Source organism: Belliella alkalica, assembly GCF_022549785.1.
Taxonomy (GTDB): Bacteria; Bacteroidota; Bacteroidia; order Cytophagales; family Cyclobacteriaceae; genus Belliella; species Belliella alkalica.
The window spans coordinates 275,017-293,872 of sequence record NZ_JAKZGO010000001.1 but is presented as its reverse complement, the minus strand read 5'-3'; the positions used below and the strand labels follow the sequence as shown (position 1 = coordinate 293,872).

General features: G+C 35.8%; 11 protein-coding genes. 5 read left to right on the top strand and 6 right to left on the bottom strand.

Going from position 1 to position 18,856, the window contains the following annotated elements; genetic code table 11:
• Position 1 precedes the first annotated feature (1 nt).
• From MM213_RS01205 to MM213_RS01180, 6 genes are all read right to left on the bottom strand, one after another.
• Entirely contained in the window at positions 2 to 1,570 is a 1,569-nt protein-coding gene (locus MM213_RS01205) for a type I restriction-modification system subunit M (RefSeq protein ID WP_241409474.1), read from the bottom strand.
• Between the two features lie 252 nt (positions 1,571 to 1,822).
• The gene (locus MM213_RS01200; protein ID WP_241409473.1) at positions 1,823 to 3,196 is read right to left on the bottom strand and encodes a PAS domain-containing protein; all 1,374 of its coding nucleotides are present in this window, start codon (positions 3,194 to 3,196) and stop codon (positions 1,823 to 1,825) included.
• 352 nt (positions 3,197 to 3,548) lie between these two features.
• Positions 3,549 to 3,800: a CBU_0592 family membrane protein gene (locus tag MM213_RS01195; RefSeq protein WP_241409472.1), complete on the bottom strand. Its 252-nt coding sequence runs from the start codon at positions 3,798 to 3,800 to the stop codon at positions 3,549 to 3,551.
• Position 3,801: 1 nt separating this feature from the next.
• Entirely contained in the window at positions 3,802 to 5,052 is a 1,251-nt protein-coding gene (locus MM213_RS01190; RefSeq protein WP_241409471.1) for an alkaline phosphatase family protein, read from the bottom strand.
• Between the two features lie 195 nt (positions 5,053 to 5,247).
• On the bottom strand, positions 5,248 to 6,696 hold the full coding sequence (locus MM213_RS01185) for a SusD/RagB family nutrient-binding outer membrane lipoprotein (RefSeq protein WP_241409470.1): 1,449 nt from the start codon (positions 6,694 to 6,696) through the stop codon (positions 5,248 to 5,250).
• Positions 6,697 to 6,707: 11 nt separating this feature from the next.
• Positions 6,708 to 9,824: a SusC/RagA family TonB-linked outer membrane protein gene (locus MM213_RS01180; protein WP_241409469.1), complete on the bottom strand. Its 3,117-nt coding sequence runs from the start codon at positions 9,822 to 9,824 to the stop codon at positions 6,708 to 6,710.
• 183 nt (positions 9,825 to 10,007) lie between these two features.
• Between MM213_RS01180 and MM213_RS01175 the strand changes: the two genes are divergently transcribed.
• The 5 genes from MM213_RS01175 (at position 10,008) to MM213_RS01155 (ending at position 18,816) form a co-directional block, all read left to right on the top strand.
• Entirely contained in the window at positions 10,008 to 10,607 is a 600-nt protein-coding gene (locus MM213_RS01175; RefSeq protein WP_241409468.1) for a TetR family transcriptional regulator, read from the top strand.
• A 498-nt stretch (positions 10,608 to 11,105) separates the two neighbouring features.
• Positions 11,106 to 12,209: a hypothetical protein gene (locus MM213_RS01170; protein WP_241409467.1), complete on the top strand. Its 1,104-nt coding sequence runs from the start codon at positions 11,106 to 11,108 to the stop codon at positions 12,207 to 12,209.
• 1,230 nt (positions 12,210 to 13,439) lie between these two features.
• Positions 13,440 to 14,243 (top strand): polysaccharide biosynthesis/export family protein, encoded by an 804-nt coding sequence (locus tag MM213_RS01165; RefSeq protein WP_241409466.1) that lies wholly within the window; start codon positions 13,440 to 13,442, stop codon positions 14,241 to 14,243.
• A gap of 6 nt (positions 14,244 to 14,249) precedes the next feature.
• The gene (locus tag MM213_RS01160; RefSeq protein WP_241409465.1) at positions 14,250 to 16,649 is read left to right on the top strand and encodes a GumC family protein; all 2,400 of its coding nucleotides are present in this window, start codon (positions 14,250 to 14,252) and stop codon (positions 16,647 to 16,649) included.
• 856 nt (positions 16,650 to 17,505) lie between these two features.
• Complete coding sequence (locus tag MM213_RS01155; protein ID WP_241409464.1) at positions 17,506 to 18,816, top strand: nucleotide sugar dehydrogenase; 1,311 nt, start codon at positions 17,506 to 17,508, stop codon at positions 18,814 to 18,816.
• Positions 18,817 to 18,856: the final 40 nt, after the last annotated feature.

The window sequence follows — 18,856 nt, the reverse complement described above, 5'->3', positions numbered from 1 at the left end:
ATCAAAACGGCGCTTTAATTCCCAACTCTTCGCAAAATCCCTTTAGTACCGACTCGTTACTTTTCAAGGCAGCGTCCAGTTGCTGTATCTCAGCTGCTGTTGCATCCAAGTCCACTTGCTCTTCTTCCTCAAAAGTATCCACATAGCGGGGGATATTGAGGTTGTAGTCATTTTCTGCAATCTCCTCTAGTGAGGCTACATAGCTGTATTTGTCTATAGTCTCACGGTTTCTGTAGGTATCGATGATCTTCTCGACATCGATGTCTCGAAGCTCGTTTTGGTTGCCGACCTTAATGTAGTTTTCGTCACTACTTGCATCGATAAAGACGATATTATCGTCAAACTTTCTGCACTTTTTCAAGACCACAATACAGGTTGGAATCGTCGTTCCATAGAAAATATTGGCAGGAAGGCCGATCACGGCATCAAGCACATTCATCTCCTTGATCATGTACTGTCGGATCAGTCCTTCTGCACCTCCACGAAAGAGAACTCCGTGAGGGAATACACTCGCCATGATTCCATTGTCAGCCAGCTGAAAGAGCATGTGCTGCATAAAAGCAAAATCTGCTTTGGTCTTTGGTGCAAGCCTTCCATACTGACTGAAGCGTTCGTCACTGTTGTAGAGTGGGTTGTCGTCTCCCTTCCAATGTGCAGAAAAAGGAGGGTTTGCCACAATCGCCTCGAAGCGCTGATCGAGATGCTGTGGATTTTCCAAAGTATCATCCTGTCTGATGTCAAACTGTCTATAATGTACACCATGAAGGATCATATTCATTCGCGCCAAGTTGTAAGTCGTGCGGGTGAGTTCTTGCCCGTAAAACTCACTTACTTGAGCTTCCTTCGCCACACGGAGTAGGAGGGAGCCCGATCCGCATGTTGGGTCATAGACTGATTTGAGTTTATCTTTGTCTGTGCTGACTAGCTTTGCCAGAATCTTCGACACCTGCTGAGGGGTGTAGAATTCTCCTGCCGACTTACCAGCACCAGCGGCAAACTTCCCAATCAAGTACTCGTAAGCATCGCCAAGTACATCAGACTCGATGTCCTCCAATCGGAAATCGATAGAATCGAGGTGATTAAGGATTTGCACGACGACCTCGTTTCTGGCCTTCACGGTCCTTCCGATCTTGTTTGAACTTAGGTCAATATCTGAGAAAAGGTCATTGAAGTCCTCTTCGGAATCTGTACCCATTGTGCTTTGCTCGATGTGATTGAGTACGGCCTTGAGATCTTCGAGGATATAGTTGCTATCCGTCTCTGTAGCGGCATTGCCTTTGGCGGTGATGGAAGCGAAGAGTTCTTCGGGTTTGAGAAAATAGCCCAATGACTGAAGTGATTCATCTTTGATGGCTTCCAGCAATTCGGGGTCTTTGAGTGTAAGATAGTCTTTGAATTCCTCAGTTTCGAGTAAGCCATTTGCGTAGAGGTACTGTCTTTCGCTCAGGTATTTGTAGAAAATAAAGCCTAGGATATAATCTCTGTAATCGTCTGCACTGACTTTGCCACGTAAAAGATTGGCTATTCCCCAGAGTTTGCTTTCCAGTTGGCGTTTTTGGTCTTCAGACATTTATTTTTTTATAGATTTTTTAGCTCACCGAATTAATTAGCCTTGTAGGGAGCGAGGTTTACAAACAGTTTTACTCAGGGTGTTTTCACAGATGCAATTTCCATATTTTCAAATCGAGGTGCAATGAGCTATAAAAAGCCTTAAGCTCAAGTGTTTCGGAAATACAATCGACTGCTTACTAAGCTTCAGCGCTGTAGGTGAAAATTTCCCAAGGCTAATATAAGAGAATGGAAGGGAATTCTTAGTTTTTTTTCAAATAGGAAAGTGATTTTCTTTTTGATTATCTTCACTTAAACTGACATTTTCATGAATGACTTTATCAAGTTCCTCAACGGACTCTCTAATCAAATCGATCAAAAGCTCTATTTCTAAATTTGACTTATTTTCATCCTTCAATAGTCCACATAGTCCTAGAATATTAGCTACAGGTTTTCTGACAATATGGCTTTGGTTCCAAGCGATTTTTTTCAGGGCTTCATTTTGTCGCAAAATTTTCATTTCCCTTTGAATCAATTCATCTATTTCGATAGCAGTAGCAGTAGCGATCACTGTCTTGTTGTCTTTGTTGGTCACAGGACCACCATTTGCAATCAACCATTTATAATTGCCATTTTTATGTAATGCTCGAAACTTTACCCCCGAGACTTTTTGCTTGGTTTTATAAATATTCTTTATGATTTCGAAACAATCCTGCGCATCTTTAGGATGAATAAATTGGGAAAATAATTTGTTTTCAATTTCGTCAACTTTGAATCCCAATATAGATTCTATACTTTCAGAAACAAATTGAAAAACCCCATCATTGCTGATTGAAAAAATTATACCAGGGCTATTTTCAATAAGATTTTGATATTTATTTTTCGTTTCTAATATAATAGATTCTTTATGTTTTTGATCGCTAATGTCACTAACACTTTTTGATACGCCTATCACCTCACCCAATCCATTGATGACAGGTTTGAATACAAACTTCCACCAGTTTTCACCGTCAAATTTTTCCAGAATGATTGACTCTCCAGTTAAAACTTTTGAAAAGATACACTTGAATTCTGACCTGAAATCTTCCAAATAAAAATCTATACAGGTATCTCCGATTTCAGCTTCCTTTCCAAAAAGTGATTTGGTAATTTCTTTTGCCTTTTTATTATTAAAAACAATTTTCAAATCCTTGTCTACACAAGTATAAGCCGTATTCGCATTGTCATATATGGATTGTAGGAAAATGTCTTGCTGAGTAAGGTCATCGCTTTTTCTGTAGCTTTCAGATATATCACGGCCTAAAAATGAAATTGCGATGACTTGTTCTTCGTCCATTATAGGAGATATTTCCCATTTGATCCAAATTTGACACTTCGCTTCGCTGTCCATTGTTTCTACTACATTTTCATAAGTCTTTGTAGGATCTTCTAGACACTGTTTGATAAAACCATTTAATGAACTTTCTTCATCTGCTACAGCGATGCTTGGTGATATGCTATTTTTTATAACTTCTTCATCGGAACCAAATACACTTTTTACTTTATTGTTAATGAATAAAATCTTCCCGTTTGTATCTGTTAGAACCACTAGATAAGAATTAGAGTGTTCTAGAAATTTGGGAAAAATCTTATCGTTAATTATTTTCATAGGGTGTATTTAAAAACATAGCGAACTACTATAGCTCTAGAGAGAAATTTGCTTTAAAATTTCGTCAACATCATAAAAATATAATAAATAAAAATTATTACAATACAATTTTAATTTTTTCAGCTTCTAAAATTAATTTTTTGCTTACCTAATAATTAAATAATATGGAGATAAGGAACTTTGCAATTAACGCTAGAATAATCAGATTTAGCTTATCTCCGATATTGATTGGTAATGGATATGATGATTATCCATAATGACAATAGTATTTGTTTTTATCAGAATTAATCTGTTTGTAAATGTTTGGGTGACTGAGAATAGTGCATTTTCAATAAAGAATATAAAAAGATAATCAAACATCTAGCTTTTTCTTCCTATCCACCATCATCCCATAGACGGCAATTGCGCCCCAACAGGCATTGATGAAAACACTGGGAAAAGAAGCGTCATGCAGCGTGTTGAGAACAAGAAACACAGCTCCCAGAATATTGGAAATATGGTATTTGTAGCTGGTAGATTCCCATTTTTTAGTAATCAATAGAAAATACGAGACCAAAAAGCACAATGCCCCTAACCAACCAAAGCTGTCCATCCAAAATTTCATATCACTTTTCTTTTTTGTTTGAAACAAGCCATTTGTTGACAGTATTATGTTTGGCCTTGAACAATACCTTCATTTGCTCTTTTTCGGTTCCTTCTAAAGGGATCGAATAGGATCTTTTTCTCCCTTTCACTTTTGCTATAAGCTTGTAATCATCAGCATCTCCAGAAGTCCTGAATTTATTACTGTAAGAAGCCCAAATCTCTATAGATTCATTTTTGTCTCCAAGAAATTCCCAAGTAAATTGAATTTTGTTTTTATGGATTCTCACTTGAGGATGATAAATCGAAACCGGTCCAATCAAAGGAACTCCATCGATCTCCTCTAGATTCTCGGATGGTACCGAAATTCCCAAATGTCTGATCATGGTCGGTAAAATATCTACGATAGCGACGTCTTTTTCATTGAAATATGAATTTAGTCCTTTGGCATTTGTAGAAACCCAAATTTCACGCTCCCTGTCCGATTGGCCTCCATGATGCAAGCCTGTATTAGGTTGTCTTCCATGATCTGTTGTGACTACAATCAGCCAATCTTCTCCCATTTCCTTTCTAGATAACACAGCCTGATAGATTTCTCCTGTTTGTCTATCTGCTTCTCTGACTGCATCGAACAGTTGAGGACTGTCACCATATCTGTGTCCCATATCGTCAGGATATTCCAAGTACACCCAACTCAAATCAGGGCCATTTTCACGGATATATTTTGAGGCTTCTTTGCTTACCAATTCATCAATGTTGAAGATGTATCTTTTTTCCGAATCGTGGGGAAAGGCTATCGTATCCAACTCAAATCCATCAAAAGCATAATCCAATTCCAAATTGCCAGTAGCATCTAGTTTTTCGCCGATCAATTTGGTTCTGTTGTCAAGCCAAGTGGAAAATATTGCTGTTTTTGATTCGGGATTTGCTTCTTTCAAAAACCTGAAAATAGTCCAATAGTGGTAGTTTGGTCGCCTGATTTCGTTTCCATAAACGTTGTGTTTGTTCACCCAAGTACCAGTCAAAAGGCTGTTGTATCCTACGGCTGAAATAGTCGGCGTTTCAGAATAGCTACCTTTATCACCTCCCACATAAGCTTTTGAAAAACCACCTGCAGAGGCGATTTGATCTATATTTGGAGTTTCTACATTTTTGATTACATCATAAGAAATTCCATCCAAGATGATAAAGACTACTTTTTTGCTTTCATTCTGAGCTAAAGAATGGAGCTGAAAACCAAAAATGGCAAATAGGGTAATTGCAAACTTTTTCATAAGTGTTGTTAAAAGAAACTGCTTTGTATACGTTAATCATAAAATTTCAAAAAAAACTTTGAAGAAGAATACTAAGAAATGAACAAAGGAAAAAGGGAATCGAAATTGCTTCTTTTACCTCTTTCCTCTGACCTTATTGCTTAATTTAATAAATTTAAATTTGAGCTAGACTCTTCATCTAAGATAATAGTGAAACTATGGTTTCAACAACCACATTTCAGAATTGATATCATCTTGTCCTCCGAACTGCCGCTGAAGCGCTGCATTCATATTTTGGAGGTTCAGTTGAATTTCATTTTGTGGATACATCCATCTTTTTGGGATACCTCCAGGGTTGATTATTTGATTGGATAAACTGAATGTAGGTATTCCAGTTCTTCTTTGGTTAAAAAAAGCTTCCCATCCTGTATTCATGAAAAAGGAGGTATGCTTTTCTTCCAAAATCTTTATCAATCCATCATTTACAGAATACTTGACAGCATCTTGGGCTAGATAGTTTTCGGTTTCAGCCTCAGGAATCTCGTTGAATTCCATGGAAGCCCTGATGGCTGATTCGTAATATTGAGAAGCGTCAAGACCTATCCAATTGCGATGTGCTGCTTCAGCAATTGTGAATGCAAGTTCAGAATACCCCATCAAAAGAGAGGATTGGTTTTCAGGATCGCTATGATATCTTGCGTCAATAGGGGATCCATCTCCTGACAATATTTGATTGGTGTTTTCTGCCAATGGTTGAGCACCGCCCATTCCTTGATAAGCGTTGAAATTATTGTCTGCAAGATTTCGTCCGTTTGCTGTTTTATCTGCATAACTGAAAAGCCTTGGATCATTTTTAGATTTTAATCTATCTACGAATGATTTTTCCATATAATAGGCTGTTCTCAGGTCGTTGGAATTGAAGAATGGATATCTATTGCCCTCCAAGTCCAAAAATCTCAAAGCTCCATTGTCATGGTTGCCTCTCATTAATGGATACAATGTAGGATTGTTGATGATTTCGGCAAATCTTCCTGCTACATTGATATTTCCTTCTTTGATAGACATACTCATCAATACTCTTAGTGAAAAGGAATTTATCAACCTTTTCCATTTATCTTGATTTCCATTGTAGATGATATCTCCGAGGATTTCCCCACTTTCTGCGCTCAATAGAGAATTTGCTGTCTTCAAATCATCAAGTACCTGAAGGAAAATACTTTCTTGAGAGTCATAGGAGGGAAGGAAGTTACCTTCCTGTCCTTTTATTGCATCACTGAAAGGAACATCACCAAAAGAGTTTGATATTTTGATGATATAGTAAGATTGGAAGAACAAGGCCAAAGCTTTGTAGCTGTTATTGTTGGTTCGTTCAGCTTCTTGGCTCAATTTTAATACTTGCCTAAGCTGGCCATAATCTCCAAAACCAGCTCTTTGCCAGCCGTAATATTGATTGTCAGAAGCGGAGTTGGTGAAAATCAATTGTCTTGATGCCAATGCCGCACCAGTGCTAATGTTGTTAAATGCATTGGCTTCAATTGCTGTCAGGATCAAACTTGGCTCTGCTTGTACAGGCCTATTTGGGTCTAGCTGTAGTTCATCAAAAGATTGACAAGAGATCAATAATGAAAAAGCCAGGATTAGCGTAAGAATGTTTTTTGTTTTCATGACTTTGTTTATTAGAAGCTTACATTGATGTTAAAACCTACATTTCTTACTGACGGTGTTTGGAGGTTGTCCACACCTGAATCGGGATCGATATTTTTCACATTAGACCAAAGCATTAAGTTTCTACCTACCAATGAAATGGAAGCGTTTTGTAGTGAAGTTCTTCTCAAAAATTTGTTTGGAAACTGATAAGTCAAACTTACCTCTCTAAGCTTGATAAAGGATGCATCAAAATAATGTGTATACTCTGCATTTAGTGTTGTCTTGTTCCAAGCGATGTAATTTACAGCTCGCTCGTTTTCAGCGTAAGTTCTGGTGTCTTCCAGAATATTTCCAAAACTATCAAAGCTTACATTTCCTCCTGTCACGACAACCCCATCAGCCACATAGCTGCTGATGCCATTGTTCGCATCATCACGGAATTGGTTTACTGTTCCGGGATGTGTGCCACCCCACCACATTTTTTCATGGGTAGTAGAGTAGATAGTTCCACCGATTCGGCCATCAAATCCAAATCCAAGTTGAAATTGCTTGTAGTTAAAAGTGTTTTGGATTCCTAGGAGATAGTCAGGGTTTTGGAATCCCATCATCCTTTGGTAAGGATCCCTGATTGGAAATCCATTTTGGCCGATAATCAATCTTCCCTCTGGGGTTCTTTGATATTGGCTATTGGAAAAAAGTTGATCTGTTCTTTCACCAACTTGTATGTTTCCGAATCTATCAGAACCATCAAAACTTTCAGTCAACACCCTCTTGTAAGTACTTAAGTTCAGGCCAATATTCCAGTTGAAATCTGTTTTGCTTATAGGATTTGCATTGAGCATCAATTCCCAACCCTTTCTGGTGAATTCGGCACCATTTTCTAATCTGGTGGAATATCCTGAAGCTTCTGACACAGGAACTGAGATCAAGTTGTTGAAATCCCTAATTTGAAAATAGGTCAAATCCAGTCCAAGCTTTCCTCCAAAAAACCTAGAATCCAATCCAAACTCGAAACTGTCAGAAGTCTCAGGTTTTACGTCGGGATTGATCAAAGCTGCAGGAAATACCAGTGAAGGGCTACCACCCCAGTTGATACCTGGATTATAGGCTTGGATATGGCTGTATGGGTTTGATGAAATCCTGCCATCAGATACCTGTGACCAGCCACCTCTAACTTTGAGAAAGTCTATGGCTTTTGGGAAAGAGATAAAATCAGAGATCGTACCTGCAAGTGTTACAGAAGGGTAAAAGAAGGAGTTGTTGTCTACCGGTAATGTTGATACCCAGTCATTTCTTCCAGTAACAGTAAGGAAAATAGCATTCATAAACTCTAAGTCAACAGTTCCAAAGACAGAGTTTATTTGTTCTCGGGTCATTCTATTGGTTCCCTGCAATGGTTGTTCTGAATTTGCAACATTGTAGAAATTTGGGATAGCCAAGCCATCGGTATTCAGACTTTCACTTCTAAACCTGATGAACCTATTAGAAGCACCTGCATTGGTATTGATAGCAAAGTTTTCACCGAGTTGTTTTGTGTAGCTCATGATCAAATCAGTGTTCATATTTATTTGAGCAGAGTTATTTATATAAAAATTACCTCTAGACACTCTGCCATACTTGACATAGCTCTTGGGCTCTTTGTCTGATCGCTCAAGTGCGTAAACATTCATACCGGTCCTAAGGGTAAAAGTCAAATCCTCATTTGCCTTATAATCCAATTTCACTTGTCCAAAAGTGTTGTCTTTATGATAGCCCCTCAGGTATTCATAAGCTTGGAAGTATGGGTTGTTGTAGTAGGTGTTGTTGAAGTGTTTTTGTTGGAATCCTTCCTGTCCAGATACCCAGTAGTCTCTCAAATCCCTCACGTCAACATCAGTACCTGTCCACAATACCAAGTTATAGAGGTAATTTTCAGGTCCATAAGGTGTCTCTGGAAAATTCTCAGTGTATTGTCTATTGTAGGTCAAAGAAGCATCTGCACTTAGTTTTTCTGACAATTTGTATCCACCGGCCACAGTGAAAGAACTATTGTTCAAATCAGTGTTTGGAACCAGACCCCTTTGGTAAACATGGGATGCAGATAACCTAAAATTTCCTTGATCATTGCCAGATGTTACATTGATATTATTGGTTGAAATCAAACCCCTTTGAAAGAAATTTTCGATATTGTTTCTTCCTCTTGAAATGAATGGAATAGGGATTCTCTCTCCAGTAACAGGGTCTATTGGACTGTTGTATTGAGGTCTTTCCACAAAGCCGCTTTCTGTATTTGGATCAGGCACATCCATCCTTGGTCCCCAAATCCATCCAAACCCTTCAGTTCCACTTCCAGAGCCATTTACATAAGCATATTGGCCGTTATCACCATTCCCATAGGTAGTTTGTACTTCTGGAATCACAAGATAACTTGGTTGAAACATGGTACTTGAGTTTACCTCTACTGTTGTACCTTTTTTCCCTCTTTTAGTTGTAATCATCAAGGCTCCATTTCTACCAATGGCGCCATACAAGGCAGAAGCAGTGGCGCCTTTCAAAACATTGATACTTTCTACATCGTCAGCATTGATTTTCCAAAAATCATTGTCAGTACTGGGAATTCCATCTATTACTATCAGCGGCACAGCACCTCTCAGCCTTATGGCAGGGTCTTGAAATAGAGCAGTGGAATTATTGATTTGTAAACCAGCAACCTGCCCTGTAAGAGAATTGATGAGGTTTGGCTCTCTTGCTTTGTTTAGTTTATTGCCATCTACTTCCTGAACGGCATATCCAAGCGACTTGACACTCTTTTCTACGCCCAAGGCAGTCACAACAATACTTTCAAGATCCGTAACATCAGGGAAAAGTTGGATATCAAATGCAGATCTATTTCCTATATTCTCTTCTTTTGTAATATAACCAATGTAAGAGAACCTCAAGACATCATAAGACTCAGGTACGGAAATGTTGAATTTCCCATCGATGTCTGTAACAACCCCAATGCTTGAATTTTTCACTAAGACGGTCACCCCAGGAATGGGGTTTCCCAAATCATCGATGACACTTCCCGCCACCATTTTGTCCTGGGCAAAAAGCTGCCTAGGGTTTGACAATACCGATAACATCGCGATTGTCAATAAGAATAAACACTTGTAGAGATTTTTCATTAGCCCTGATAATTAATAGTTCTTATACTTTTACAAATTAAGCTTCGGACTATTACTTTACAGGGAAGTGGGGTTTATGAGATTATTAATTAAATGAACTGACAATTAATTTAATGTTAATTCAATAAATTGAACAGTTGTTCAATAAATAGAATTTGATTATTTTTTGCTTATTTTACTGCCATGGGATTATCGAATATTACAGAAATAAGAAAACGGGAAATTGTAGAGGCTTTTTATCAAACAGCAATAAAGGAAGGTTTGGAAAGCACATCGATTGCAAAAATTGCCAAAACGTTGAATATTCAGCCAAGTTTGATAGTACACTACTATAAAACCAAAGATGAGTTAATCACTGCATTGATAGACCATTGTCTAGAGCTTTATCTCAAAATCTTTGAAAAGGCGTATTTGACCAATGAGGATCCTTTAGACATGCTAGTTTCCTTGATCAATAGTATGTTTTCAAAAGATTGGAATGACCTTTTCGACGATGGTGTTTATTACAGTGCTTATGCAATGGTATTTAGAGAGCCTGCATTTAGGGAAAAGTTCAGCAAAATCCATAAGGAATTAAGGGTCAAGTTTAGTAGCCTTCTCAAAGACTGCGATAATACAGGTGCGATCAATTGCAAAAACCCAAATGAAACAGCAAACAGGATTTTTTTTCTACTTGATGGGACATATTTTTTTATCAATATGCTAAGTACTCAAAAGGAGCAAGACGAACACCTTAAACAAAGTAAGTTATTGTCTTTGGAAATGTTGGGATTGAAAAAATGAAGTATGGATCGCTAAATTGTTTTCATCAAGTTGCGGGTATTACAATCGATTATGGTATAGAGAAAGGAACTTTCATCTTTATAGAGTAGTAGAAAGACTTTTTTGTGCCAAGAAAATTGAACTATAACTTTTCAAACTTATAATTTATTCTTAAATTAAGAATAAATGGTCTTTCTGACCCATAGTCACCTATAATATTGTATGAATTTCATAAAGCTGTAGACTAGGCGTAGCTAACTGTGGATTGTGGACGATTCGCTTTATTATATAGGTAAAATTTTAGATACTGGTATTACTTGCGATATGCATAAGAAATAGTTATCTAAAATGAGACCAACATGTAAATTGACTATAATTATGAAAATAGCAAACAATGGATAATCGACGTGTAAGCTACTTAAGGGTGTTCAATTCAGGAAAGAACTTATATATATGCACTATTTAATTGGCTGTTGATGTTTATCGTGATATACTGATTGTCAAATAAAATCGAAGAAAATGAGCAGGTTAGAAGATTTAAAAACATATTCTATTTTAGATACAGAGCCCGAAGAAGAATTGGATGATTTGGCGCAAATTGCAAGTGCAATATTTGATACTCCTGTTTCTCTTATTTCTTTTATTGACGATAAAAGGCAATGGTTTAAGGCAAAAATTGGTATTGAATCAGACGAGAATAAAATTGAAGAAACATTCTGTCAATATACCCTTGGCAAACCTAATGATATTTTGATCATTGAAAATCCTGAGTTAGACAGTAGAGTCAAAGATAATCCAAGAGTTACCTGCGATGGAGGAATTAAGTTTTATGCTAGTGCTCCACTTGTATCTGCAATAGGAAATGTGCTTGGGACGGTTTGCGTAGTTGATTACAAAAAGCGTGTTTATGACGAGAGCAAATATCATGCATTAGATTTGATTTCGAAAAAAGTCATGAACTATATAGAAACAAGAAAGCAAATGCTTCAAAAAAACAAGGAGATCGAGTTTAGCGCTGAGAGATTAAAAAAATTAACAGATCTTGCCCCAGGAGCAATATTTAAGTTATCATTTAATGGTGATGGAGATTTGAAATTTGTTTTTATAAGTCAAGGAATACGGAGAATTATTCCATGTCTTTGTCCTGAAGATCTAAAAAAGGAACCAAGAATAATATTGAATTATATAGAAGGAGGGAATGTACTTTATGATCTTTTTAAACATTCTTACAACACCTTAGATCAGGTAGAATTTGAATTTAAGGTCATTTTAGACGATAAAACTGAAAAATGGTGTTGGATTAAAGCAAATCCTGAAAGACGATCTAGAGAAGAAGTTGTATGGTATGGGAATATTCAAGAGATAACTCAGAAAAAAATTCATTTAAACACTCTAGAAAAAATGCTTTTTGATATTTCTCATGTTATAAGAAAACCAATTGCCAATATGCTTGGAATAGTTACCATTCTAAAGTCTCCAGAAATTTCAAATAGCGAGAAGAGAGAATTGTGCGATATATTATATGATGAAACAACTAACTTGGACGAATTTATTTCAAGACTGAATATAGAGTACTACAGCTTGAAGGATAAGTTAAAAACCACTTGGCATGAAGGTTCCTAATTATTCACTGAGGATGTTCTTATTCAAAAACCTGTAGGCTGCAATTCATTTTTGTAAAAATCAGAATCTTGATGAAAGTGGCCATAGTTTCAGACTAATGACATTTTTATCCTTTATAGATGATCTTACTTGATTGTTGATAAGTAGTATTGCCAATCATTATAATAGACTTGCGCATAGCACCGGATTTGAGTTGTTGGTTTGAAGGAAGATTCACATTTAGCTAATTACCACCCCCTAAAAAAAGTATGAGGTTTGTAAGCCATATATCGTTGAAGATCGAAAACTATTGTTCTATTTTAGCAATAATTATAAATGTTAATGACCCCAATATCAAAATTGTGGTAACATAAGTTGCAATCAAGAATAACGGCTTGTTCACGAGTAAAAAAAAGGAACAAAAACTACCAGACTTATTAAAAGATCAGGATTGATAAGGATAGGCTTGATAAAACTTTTCATAATTGTTATTAAATAATAAATACATTTCATTGGGAATAATAGCCCGACATCTGATATGTTGTTTATCAAAATGATCTACAGTTCACCAAATAAAGTATTTACACTATCTTAAGAATCTAATTTTATGATAGCTGTTATATATCTAAAGATGCATAAAGAAAGAAGGGTGCTTGTTTGCACCCTTTCTAAATAAACACCATTTGAAAAAATGCATTTTGGTAATTTAGTATGAACATTTATAAGCATTTGCACTATTCAATTGAAGGAAATTGGATAAATAACTTTTATTATTATCCGTAATGACAGCAGAATGAAATTTAATTACAAATAATCTTGGGGATACCTAATTTGATCTTACCTTTTGTTGCCCAATCATTTTTCATTGTATCCTTATCGTGCGTGATTTTATGGATTTTTTATGGCAGCAAGAGCAAAAAGAAAGTCTAGTAAGACTTCGCATAATTGAAATGACATGGTCAAGTATTTCTTAGCATTCCAAATAGTTGGGGTATCATTTACATAATTAATCACTTTGTTATCTAACATCGTTTTAAAAATTTTTCTCGTTCAAAACTTACTTTCTTTGCAATTCGGAAAGGGTTTGGTCTCTTAATTCAATAGGTTTCGAATTAAGAAAAGTGTTTCGGTACGCTTCTTCATAAAAACATCTTTATAAATGTATTAGAAAGTAAGTCCGTCGATGCTATTCAGGTGTATCACTTCTAAAATAAGCTTTCCAATTTAACTTTACATAAAAAATAAATTTTGATGATTAAATCGATTTCCCTATTACTTCTATCCTTTTTAATTTTTTCCGTATCCTGCGTTCCCAACAAAAAAATCATTTTACTTCAGAATTTAGATGCCAATAACCGCATTGCTGATGGCGAGCTAATTCCTTACGAAATTATGGAATATAGACTGCAATACAACGATATTATAGATGTACAATTGACAACTTCTGCTGATATGAAAGAGAATGGATTTAGTCCACAATCAAATCAAATGAATAATAATAGAATGATGGGCCAAGCTGGTGGTGATATTTACTATATGACTGGCTATACTGTAGATAAGAATGGAAACATCCGTTTACCATTAATTGATGAAGTAAATGTTATGCAACTTACAATTGAAGAAGCAAGACTGAAAATTGAAGTAAAAATTAAAGAATATGTAAAAAATGAACTCTATGTCAAGGTTAAGCTAGGTGGGATAAGATTTGCAACACTAGGTGAGTTTAGAAGACCAGGGAAATATGTAGTTCTTCAAGAAAGGATGACCATTTTTGAAGCTATTGCCCAGTCTGGAGATCTAACCACTTTAGCACAAAGAGATGATATCCTCTTAATTCGCCAATACCCAGAAGGGTCGAAAATTCATAGGATCAACCTTAATGATAGAAACATCATTAAATCTCCTTATTATTTTATTCAGCCTAATGATATGATATATGCCGAACCTATGAAAACAAGAGAGCTTGGTGCAGGAGAGAATGCATCACAATCGCTTTCTCTATTTATCTCCTCTATTTCTGCCCTAGTACTTATTATAAATCTCGTTACCCGATAAGATTTTATGCAATATTTGAATCAATCACCAAATCAAAACTCAACGAATCAATCTACTAAGGAGGATGATGCAGATATCAAGGCAATCCTTCATTACAGCTTAAGAAAATGGCCTTACATTTTGATTTCAATATGTGTATGTGTAGCTATTGCTTTTTTAATAAATAGGTGGAGTACACCCATTTACCGGGTGTCTTCTACTGTTATTGTCACTGATGACCAACCTTCCCTTGGCCTTGATTTGTTTGAGGCATCGGGTTTACTACAGAGTAAGTCTAATTTGGAAAATGAAATTGGTATACTTAAATCTTATGCTTTAGCTGAGCAAACAGTTTCTAACCTTAATTTAAATGTTTCTTATTTTTCAGAGGGTATAGTAAAGAAGACACAACTTTATGGCAATGATAAACCAATAGAAGTAGATGTTGATTGGACTCATCCTCAATTGTTGGGTGGGAAATTAAAGGTTACTGTTGTTGGTAAAAATCAATACCGAATCAATATCGAAGAAGGCAACTTCTTAGTTTTCAATCCCGATGTAAACAATTCAAAAGAAAGTTCAAAGCAGCTTAGTCTGCTAAATGATATTTATAACTTTGGTGAGGAAATAGAAGGAGATTTTTTTAAATTCAAAATCAATAATCAATCAGGAGTAATAGGTAGTGTTATTTACTTTTATTTAAATAGTAACGCTACTGTTGCTTCGAGGTATGAAAAAGCAGTAAGTATAGCTCCTATCAATAAACAAGCATCCATACTTAGGATAAGTATTCAAACTCCCGTAATTGAGTTGGGGAAAGATTACTTGAATCAGCTTATGACATCTTATATTGATCGAGAACTTAAAAATAAAAACAGAGCTGCTGAGAACACAATTAAATTTATTGAAAGCCAACTTTCTGGTATCACGGATTCATTAACTTTTTTTGAAAACAGACTAGAACGATACCGCTCTGAGAATAGGATATTCAACCTTTCTGAAGAGGGCTCAAAAATATTTGACCGCTTGCAGGATATGGCTTTTAGAAAGTCGGAAACAGAAATAGCACTGAATTATTATCAAACGCTTTTCAACTATGTAGAAAATGATCAAATAGGTGAAATTATAGCACCTTCGATCATTGGGATTTCAGATCCTTTGTTAAACAACCTTGTAGTTAATTTGACAGCACTTCAAGCCGATTTACTATTACTTTCTGACAATTATTATGAGCAAACTCCTGCTGTTAGAGATATTAAAAGCCAACTGGAGAATACCAAAAAGGCATTAAAAGAAAACTTAAAGTCAGCTATTGAAAATAATCGGATTTTGACTGCTGATTTGAATCGGCGTATTGAACTTGTTGAAAAGGAAGTAAACATGCTGCCTGAAACAGAAAGAAGATTGCTTGGTATACAAAGACAATTTACTATTAACGAAAACATCTATATCTATTTACTAGAAAAAAGGGCAGAAGCAGAAATTACAAGGGCCTCAAATATTTCAAAGCATTCTATTCTAGATTATGCAAAAGCTGAATCAGGTATTGTTTCTCCTAACCATTCCAGAAATATGGCTTTGGGTTTTTCTTTAGGTTTGACCATCCCCATTTTACTTATATTCCTTAAGGTATTTCTTAATGATAAGATTGAAAATCCGAAATTATTGGAGGAAAAGCTAAGTATACCTTTTATCGGTCATATCGGAAGGGAAACTGCTCAGGATGCTCTATCTGTATTACACCATCCTATGTCAAGCTTTACAGAAAGTTTTAGGAGTCTAAGATCTGATGTGAACTTTCTTGCCCCCAATAAGGAAAAGATTACACTTTTGTTTACATCAGCTATTTCTGGTGAAGGCAAAACTTTTTGTGCCGCTAACCTTGCTGGAGTGTATTCTCTTATAGGTAAAAAAACTTTACTTCTTGGTCTTGATCTTAGAAAGCCTAAGATAGCACAGCTGTTTAATTTGGAAAATACAACTGGAATCAGTACTTGCTTGAGTACAGATACCACATGGCAATCCGTAATCAACAAAACGGACTATGAGAATCTAGATGTAATACTTTCTGGTCCAATTCCTCCAAACCCTTCTGAATTACTTCAACAAAAAAAGTTTACTCAAATAATGCAAGAAATAAAAGAAGCCTATGATATAGTGATTATGGATTGCCCTCCCGTTGGGATGGTATCGGAAACTCGAGAGCTTTTCAAATATGCAGATGTAAACTTCTTTCTTTTCAGACAAGGGTTTTCTCCAATTGCTAATATTCAAATGGCCAATAGTTTAATTGAAAAATCAGTTGTAAGTAAACTCTATGCAATACTCAATGACGTGGACGCCCAATCAGGCTATGGTTATGCATACGGCTATGGATATAGTGCTGAAGAAAAAATTCCGTGGTACAAACAATTTAAACTACTTTGACCTACAAATATGGTTAGTGTAAATTATTAGCTCATTTTGAATATCCAATGGTTTTTACTTTAAGTGGGGTAGAATAAATGAGCTAAGAATGTCTAGATAGACATGTACATCATTAAATAAATATTCTTGTTCAAGATAGACATTATATTAAAAATAAAGCTATCTAAACAGTAGGATTTCAATGGTTTTCAAAGCTTGATAGACAATTTTTTATTATTACTTTAATGTGATTTATTATTTATATTTTAATATTTTTATAATTACATTTAATTTACAAAATATTGTTTTTATTAAATTAAAGTATAAAATAATTTAATTATAGGTCCAGAAATGGCCATTTTTGTATTCTAGTTAAAACTAGAAAAAAGACGAAAAAGCTGTATAGCTTCGAGGATAATGTTCCGTAGATAAACAATTTTTTCGTCGACTATTTAACGTTAATTTCTAAGAGTTCAATCGGGCCTGTAAGTGATAGTTTAATTACAATTCTAATTAAACCGTTAGCAACTTTCGCGTTGTAGCTAAATTCTAAAATTTAACGAATTAATAATAGCTAAAGGGGTAAAGCAATACAAAGGATTATTTAACGAATAACGTTGAACAATTTCTTTAAGCACTCAAGAAAATATTACCCAAAATGAATTACCAATCAGCTAGGAACCAGAAATGGGACTGAGAGGGCGAAGCTGTATCAAGTCGCTTAGGTTTAATGGTAAATTGTTCAACTGTAGGTTAAGTTTAATTTTACTACAGTTCTATTTTAACGAATAACCGATTAACGCTTTTAATAATCAACAATTTTAAACTAATAATAAAGAGTTAGTTTTTGATAATATTTCTTGCTAATAAATAAATCATGCTCAAACCCATTCAAGAATCTAAAATTGCAATTATTGGCCTTGGCTATGTAGGTCTTCCTTTGGCAGTTGCTTTTGCAGAAAAGTTCAAAACAGTAGGTTTTGATATTAATTGCAAAAGAGTAGAGGAGTTGCAGAAAGGACATGATAGAACTTTGGAGATTGAGGACAAGGAGCTACAAACGGTACTGGTTAAGAATGCAGTTGATCTAGAGCAAAAAGGGAATGGTTTACTGATTACAGATGCCATATTACCCATATCTTCTTGTAATATTTACATTGTAACTGTACCTACGCCAACAGATAAACACAATAAACCCATCCTTACACCAATGCTAAAGGCCTCAGAGGCCTTGGCTAAGGTGCTTAAGAAAGGGGATGTTGTGATTTATGAATCAACAGTTTATCCTGGTGTAACTGAAGAGGAGTGCGTACCAGTTTTGGAAAGAATATCTGGGTTGAAGTTTAATGTAGACTTTTATGCAGGCTATTCACCTGAACGCATCAATCCGGGAGATAAAGAACACACAGTTACTAAGATTCTAAAAGTTACTTCTGGCTCTACACCTGAGATAGCAACATATGTTGATGACTTGTATAAATCTGTCATCGTAGCAGGTACACACAAGGCCTCCTCCATAAAAGTGGCTGAAGCAGCCAAAGTGATAGAAAATTCACAAAGAGATATCAATATTGCTTTTGTAAATGAATTGTCAAAGATCTTTAATCTCTTGGACATTGATACGCAGGAAGTGTTGGCAGCAGCCGGAACAAAATGGAATTTCTTGAATTTCAAACCTGGTCTGGTTGGTGGTCACTGCATTGGCGTTGACCCTTACTACTTGGCACAGAAAGCACAGGAGGTAGGTTACCATCCTGAGATTATTTTAGCAGGTCGTCGATTGAATGATTCAATGGGAAGGTATGTGGCAACAGAGGTGATCAAGCTGATGATGCGCAAAGACCTTAAAGTCATTGATGCTAAGATATTGATTCTGGGCTTTACCTTTAAGGAAGATTGTCCCGATGTACGCAATACACGTGTCATCGACATTTACAAAGAACTCAAAAGTTTTGATATGGATGTAGAAGTCTATGATCCTTGGGCCAATCCTGATGAAGTGATGCATGAATATGGGATAGAGATTAGGTCGGGTTCTGATGTTCCGGATCTTAACAAGTACTCTGCTGCTATTTTGGCTGTTGCTCACAAGTCATTTTTAGAAATGTCTCTTCAAAAATCCGAAAATATGGTCGTGTATGATGTGAAAAGTATACTACCTAAAAAGTTTGTAGATGGACGTTTATAACTTTTCCTTCAGAAGAGAAAGGTTTTTACTCACACTAAAG

Coding starts and splice junctions, on each gene's coding strand:
- MM213_RS01205 (WP_241409474.1), bottom strand. CDS start 1,570: ATGTCTGAAGACCAAAAACGCCAACTGGAAAGCAAACTCTGGGGAATA.
- MM213_RS01200 (WP_241409473.1), bottom strand. CDS start 3,196: ATGAAAATAATTAACGATAAGATTTTTCCCAAATTTCTAGAACACTCT.
- MM213_RS01195 (WP_241409472.1), bottom strand. CDS start 3,800: ATGAAATTTTGGATGGACAGCTTTGGTTGGTTAGGGGCATTGTGCTTT.
- MM213_RS01190 (WP_241409471.1), bottom strand. CDS start 5,052: ATGAAAAAGTTTGCAATTACCCTATTTGCCATTTTTGGTTTTCAGCTC.
- MM213_RS01185 (WP_241409470.1), bottom strand. CDS start 6,696: ATGAAAACAAAAAACATTCTTACGCTAATCCTGGCTTTTTCATTATTG.
- MM213_RS01180 (WP_241409469.1), bottom strand. CDS start 9,824: ATGAAAAATCTCTACAAGTGTTTATTCTTATTGACAATCGCGATGTTA.
- MM213_RS01175 (WP_241409468.1), top strand. CDS start 10,008: ATGGGATTATCGAATATTACAGAAATAAGAAAACGGGAAATTGTAGAG.
- MM213_RS01170 (WP_241409467.1), top strand. CDS start 11,106: ATGAGCAGGTTAGAAGATTTAAAAACATATTCTATTTTAGATACAGAG.
- MM213_RS01165 (WP_241409466.1), top strand. CDS start 13,440: ATGATTAAATCGATTTCCCTATTACTTCTATCCTTTTTAATTTTTTCC.
- MM213_RS01160 (WP_241409465.1), top strand. CDS start 14,250: ATGCAATATTTGAATCAATCACCAAATCAAAACTCAACGAATCAATCT.
- MM213_RS01155 (WP_241409464.1), top strand. CDS start 17,506: ATGCTCAAACCCATTCAAGAATCTAAAATTGCAATTATTGGCCTTGGC.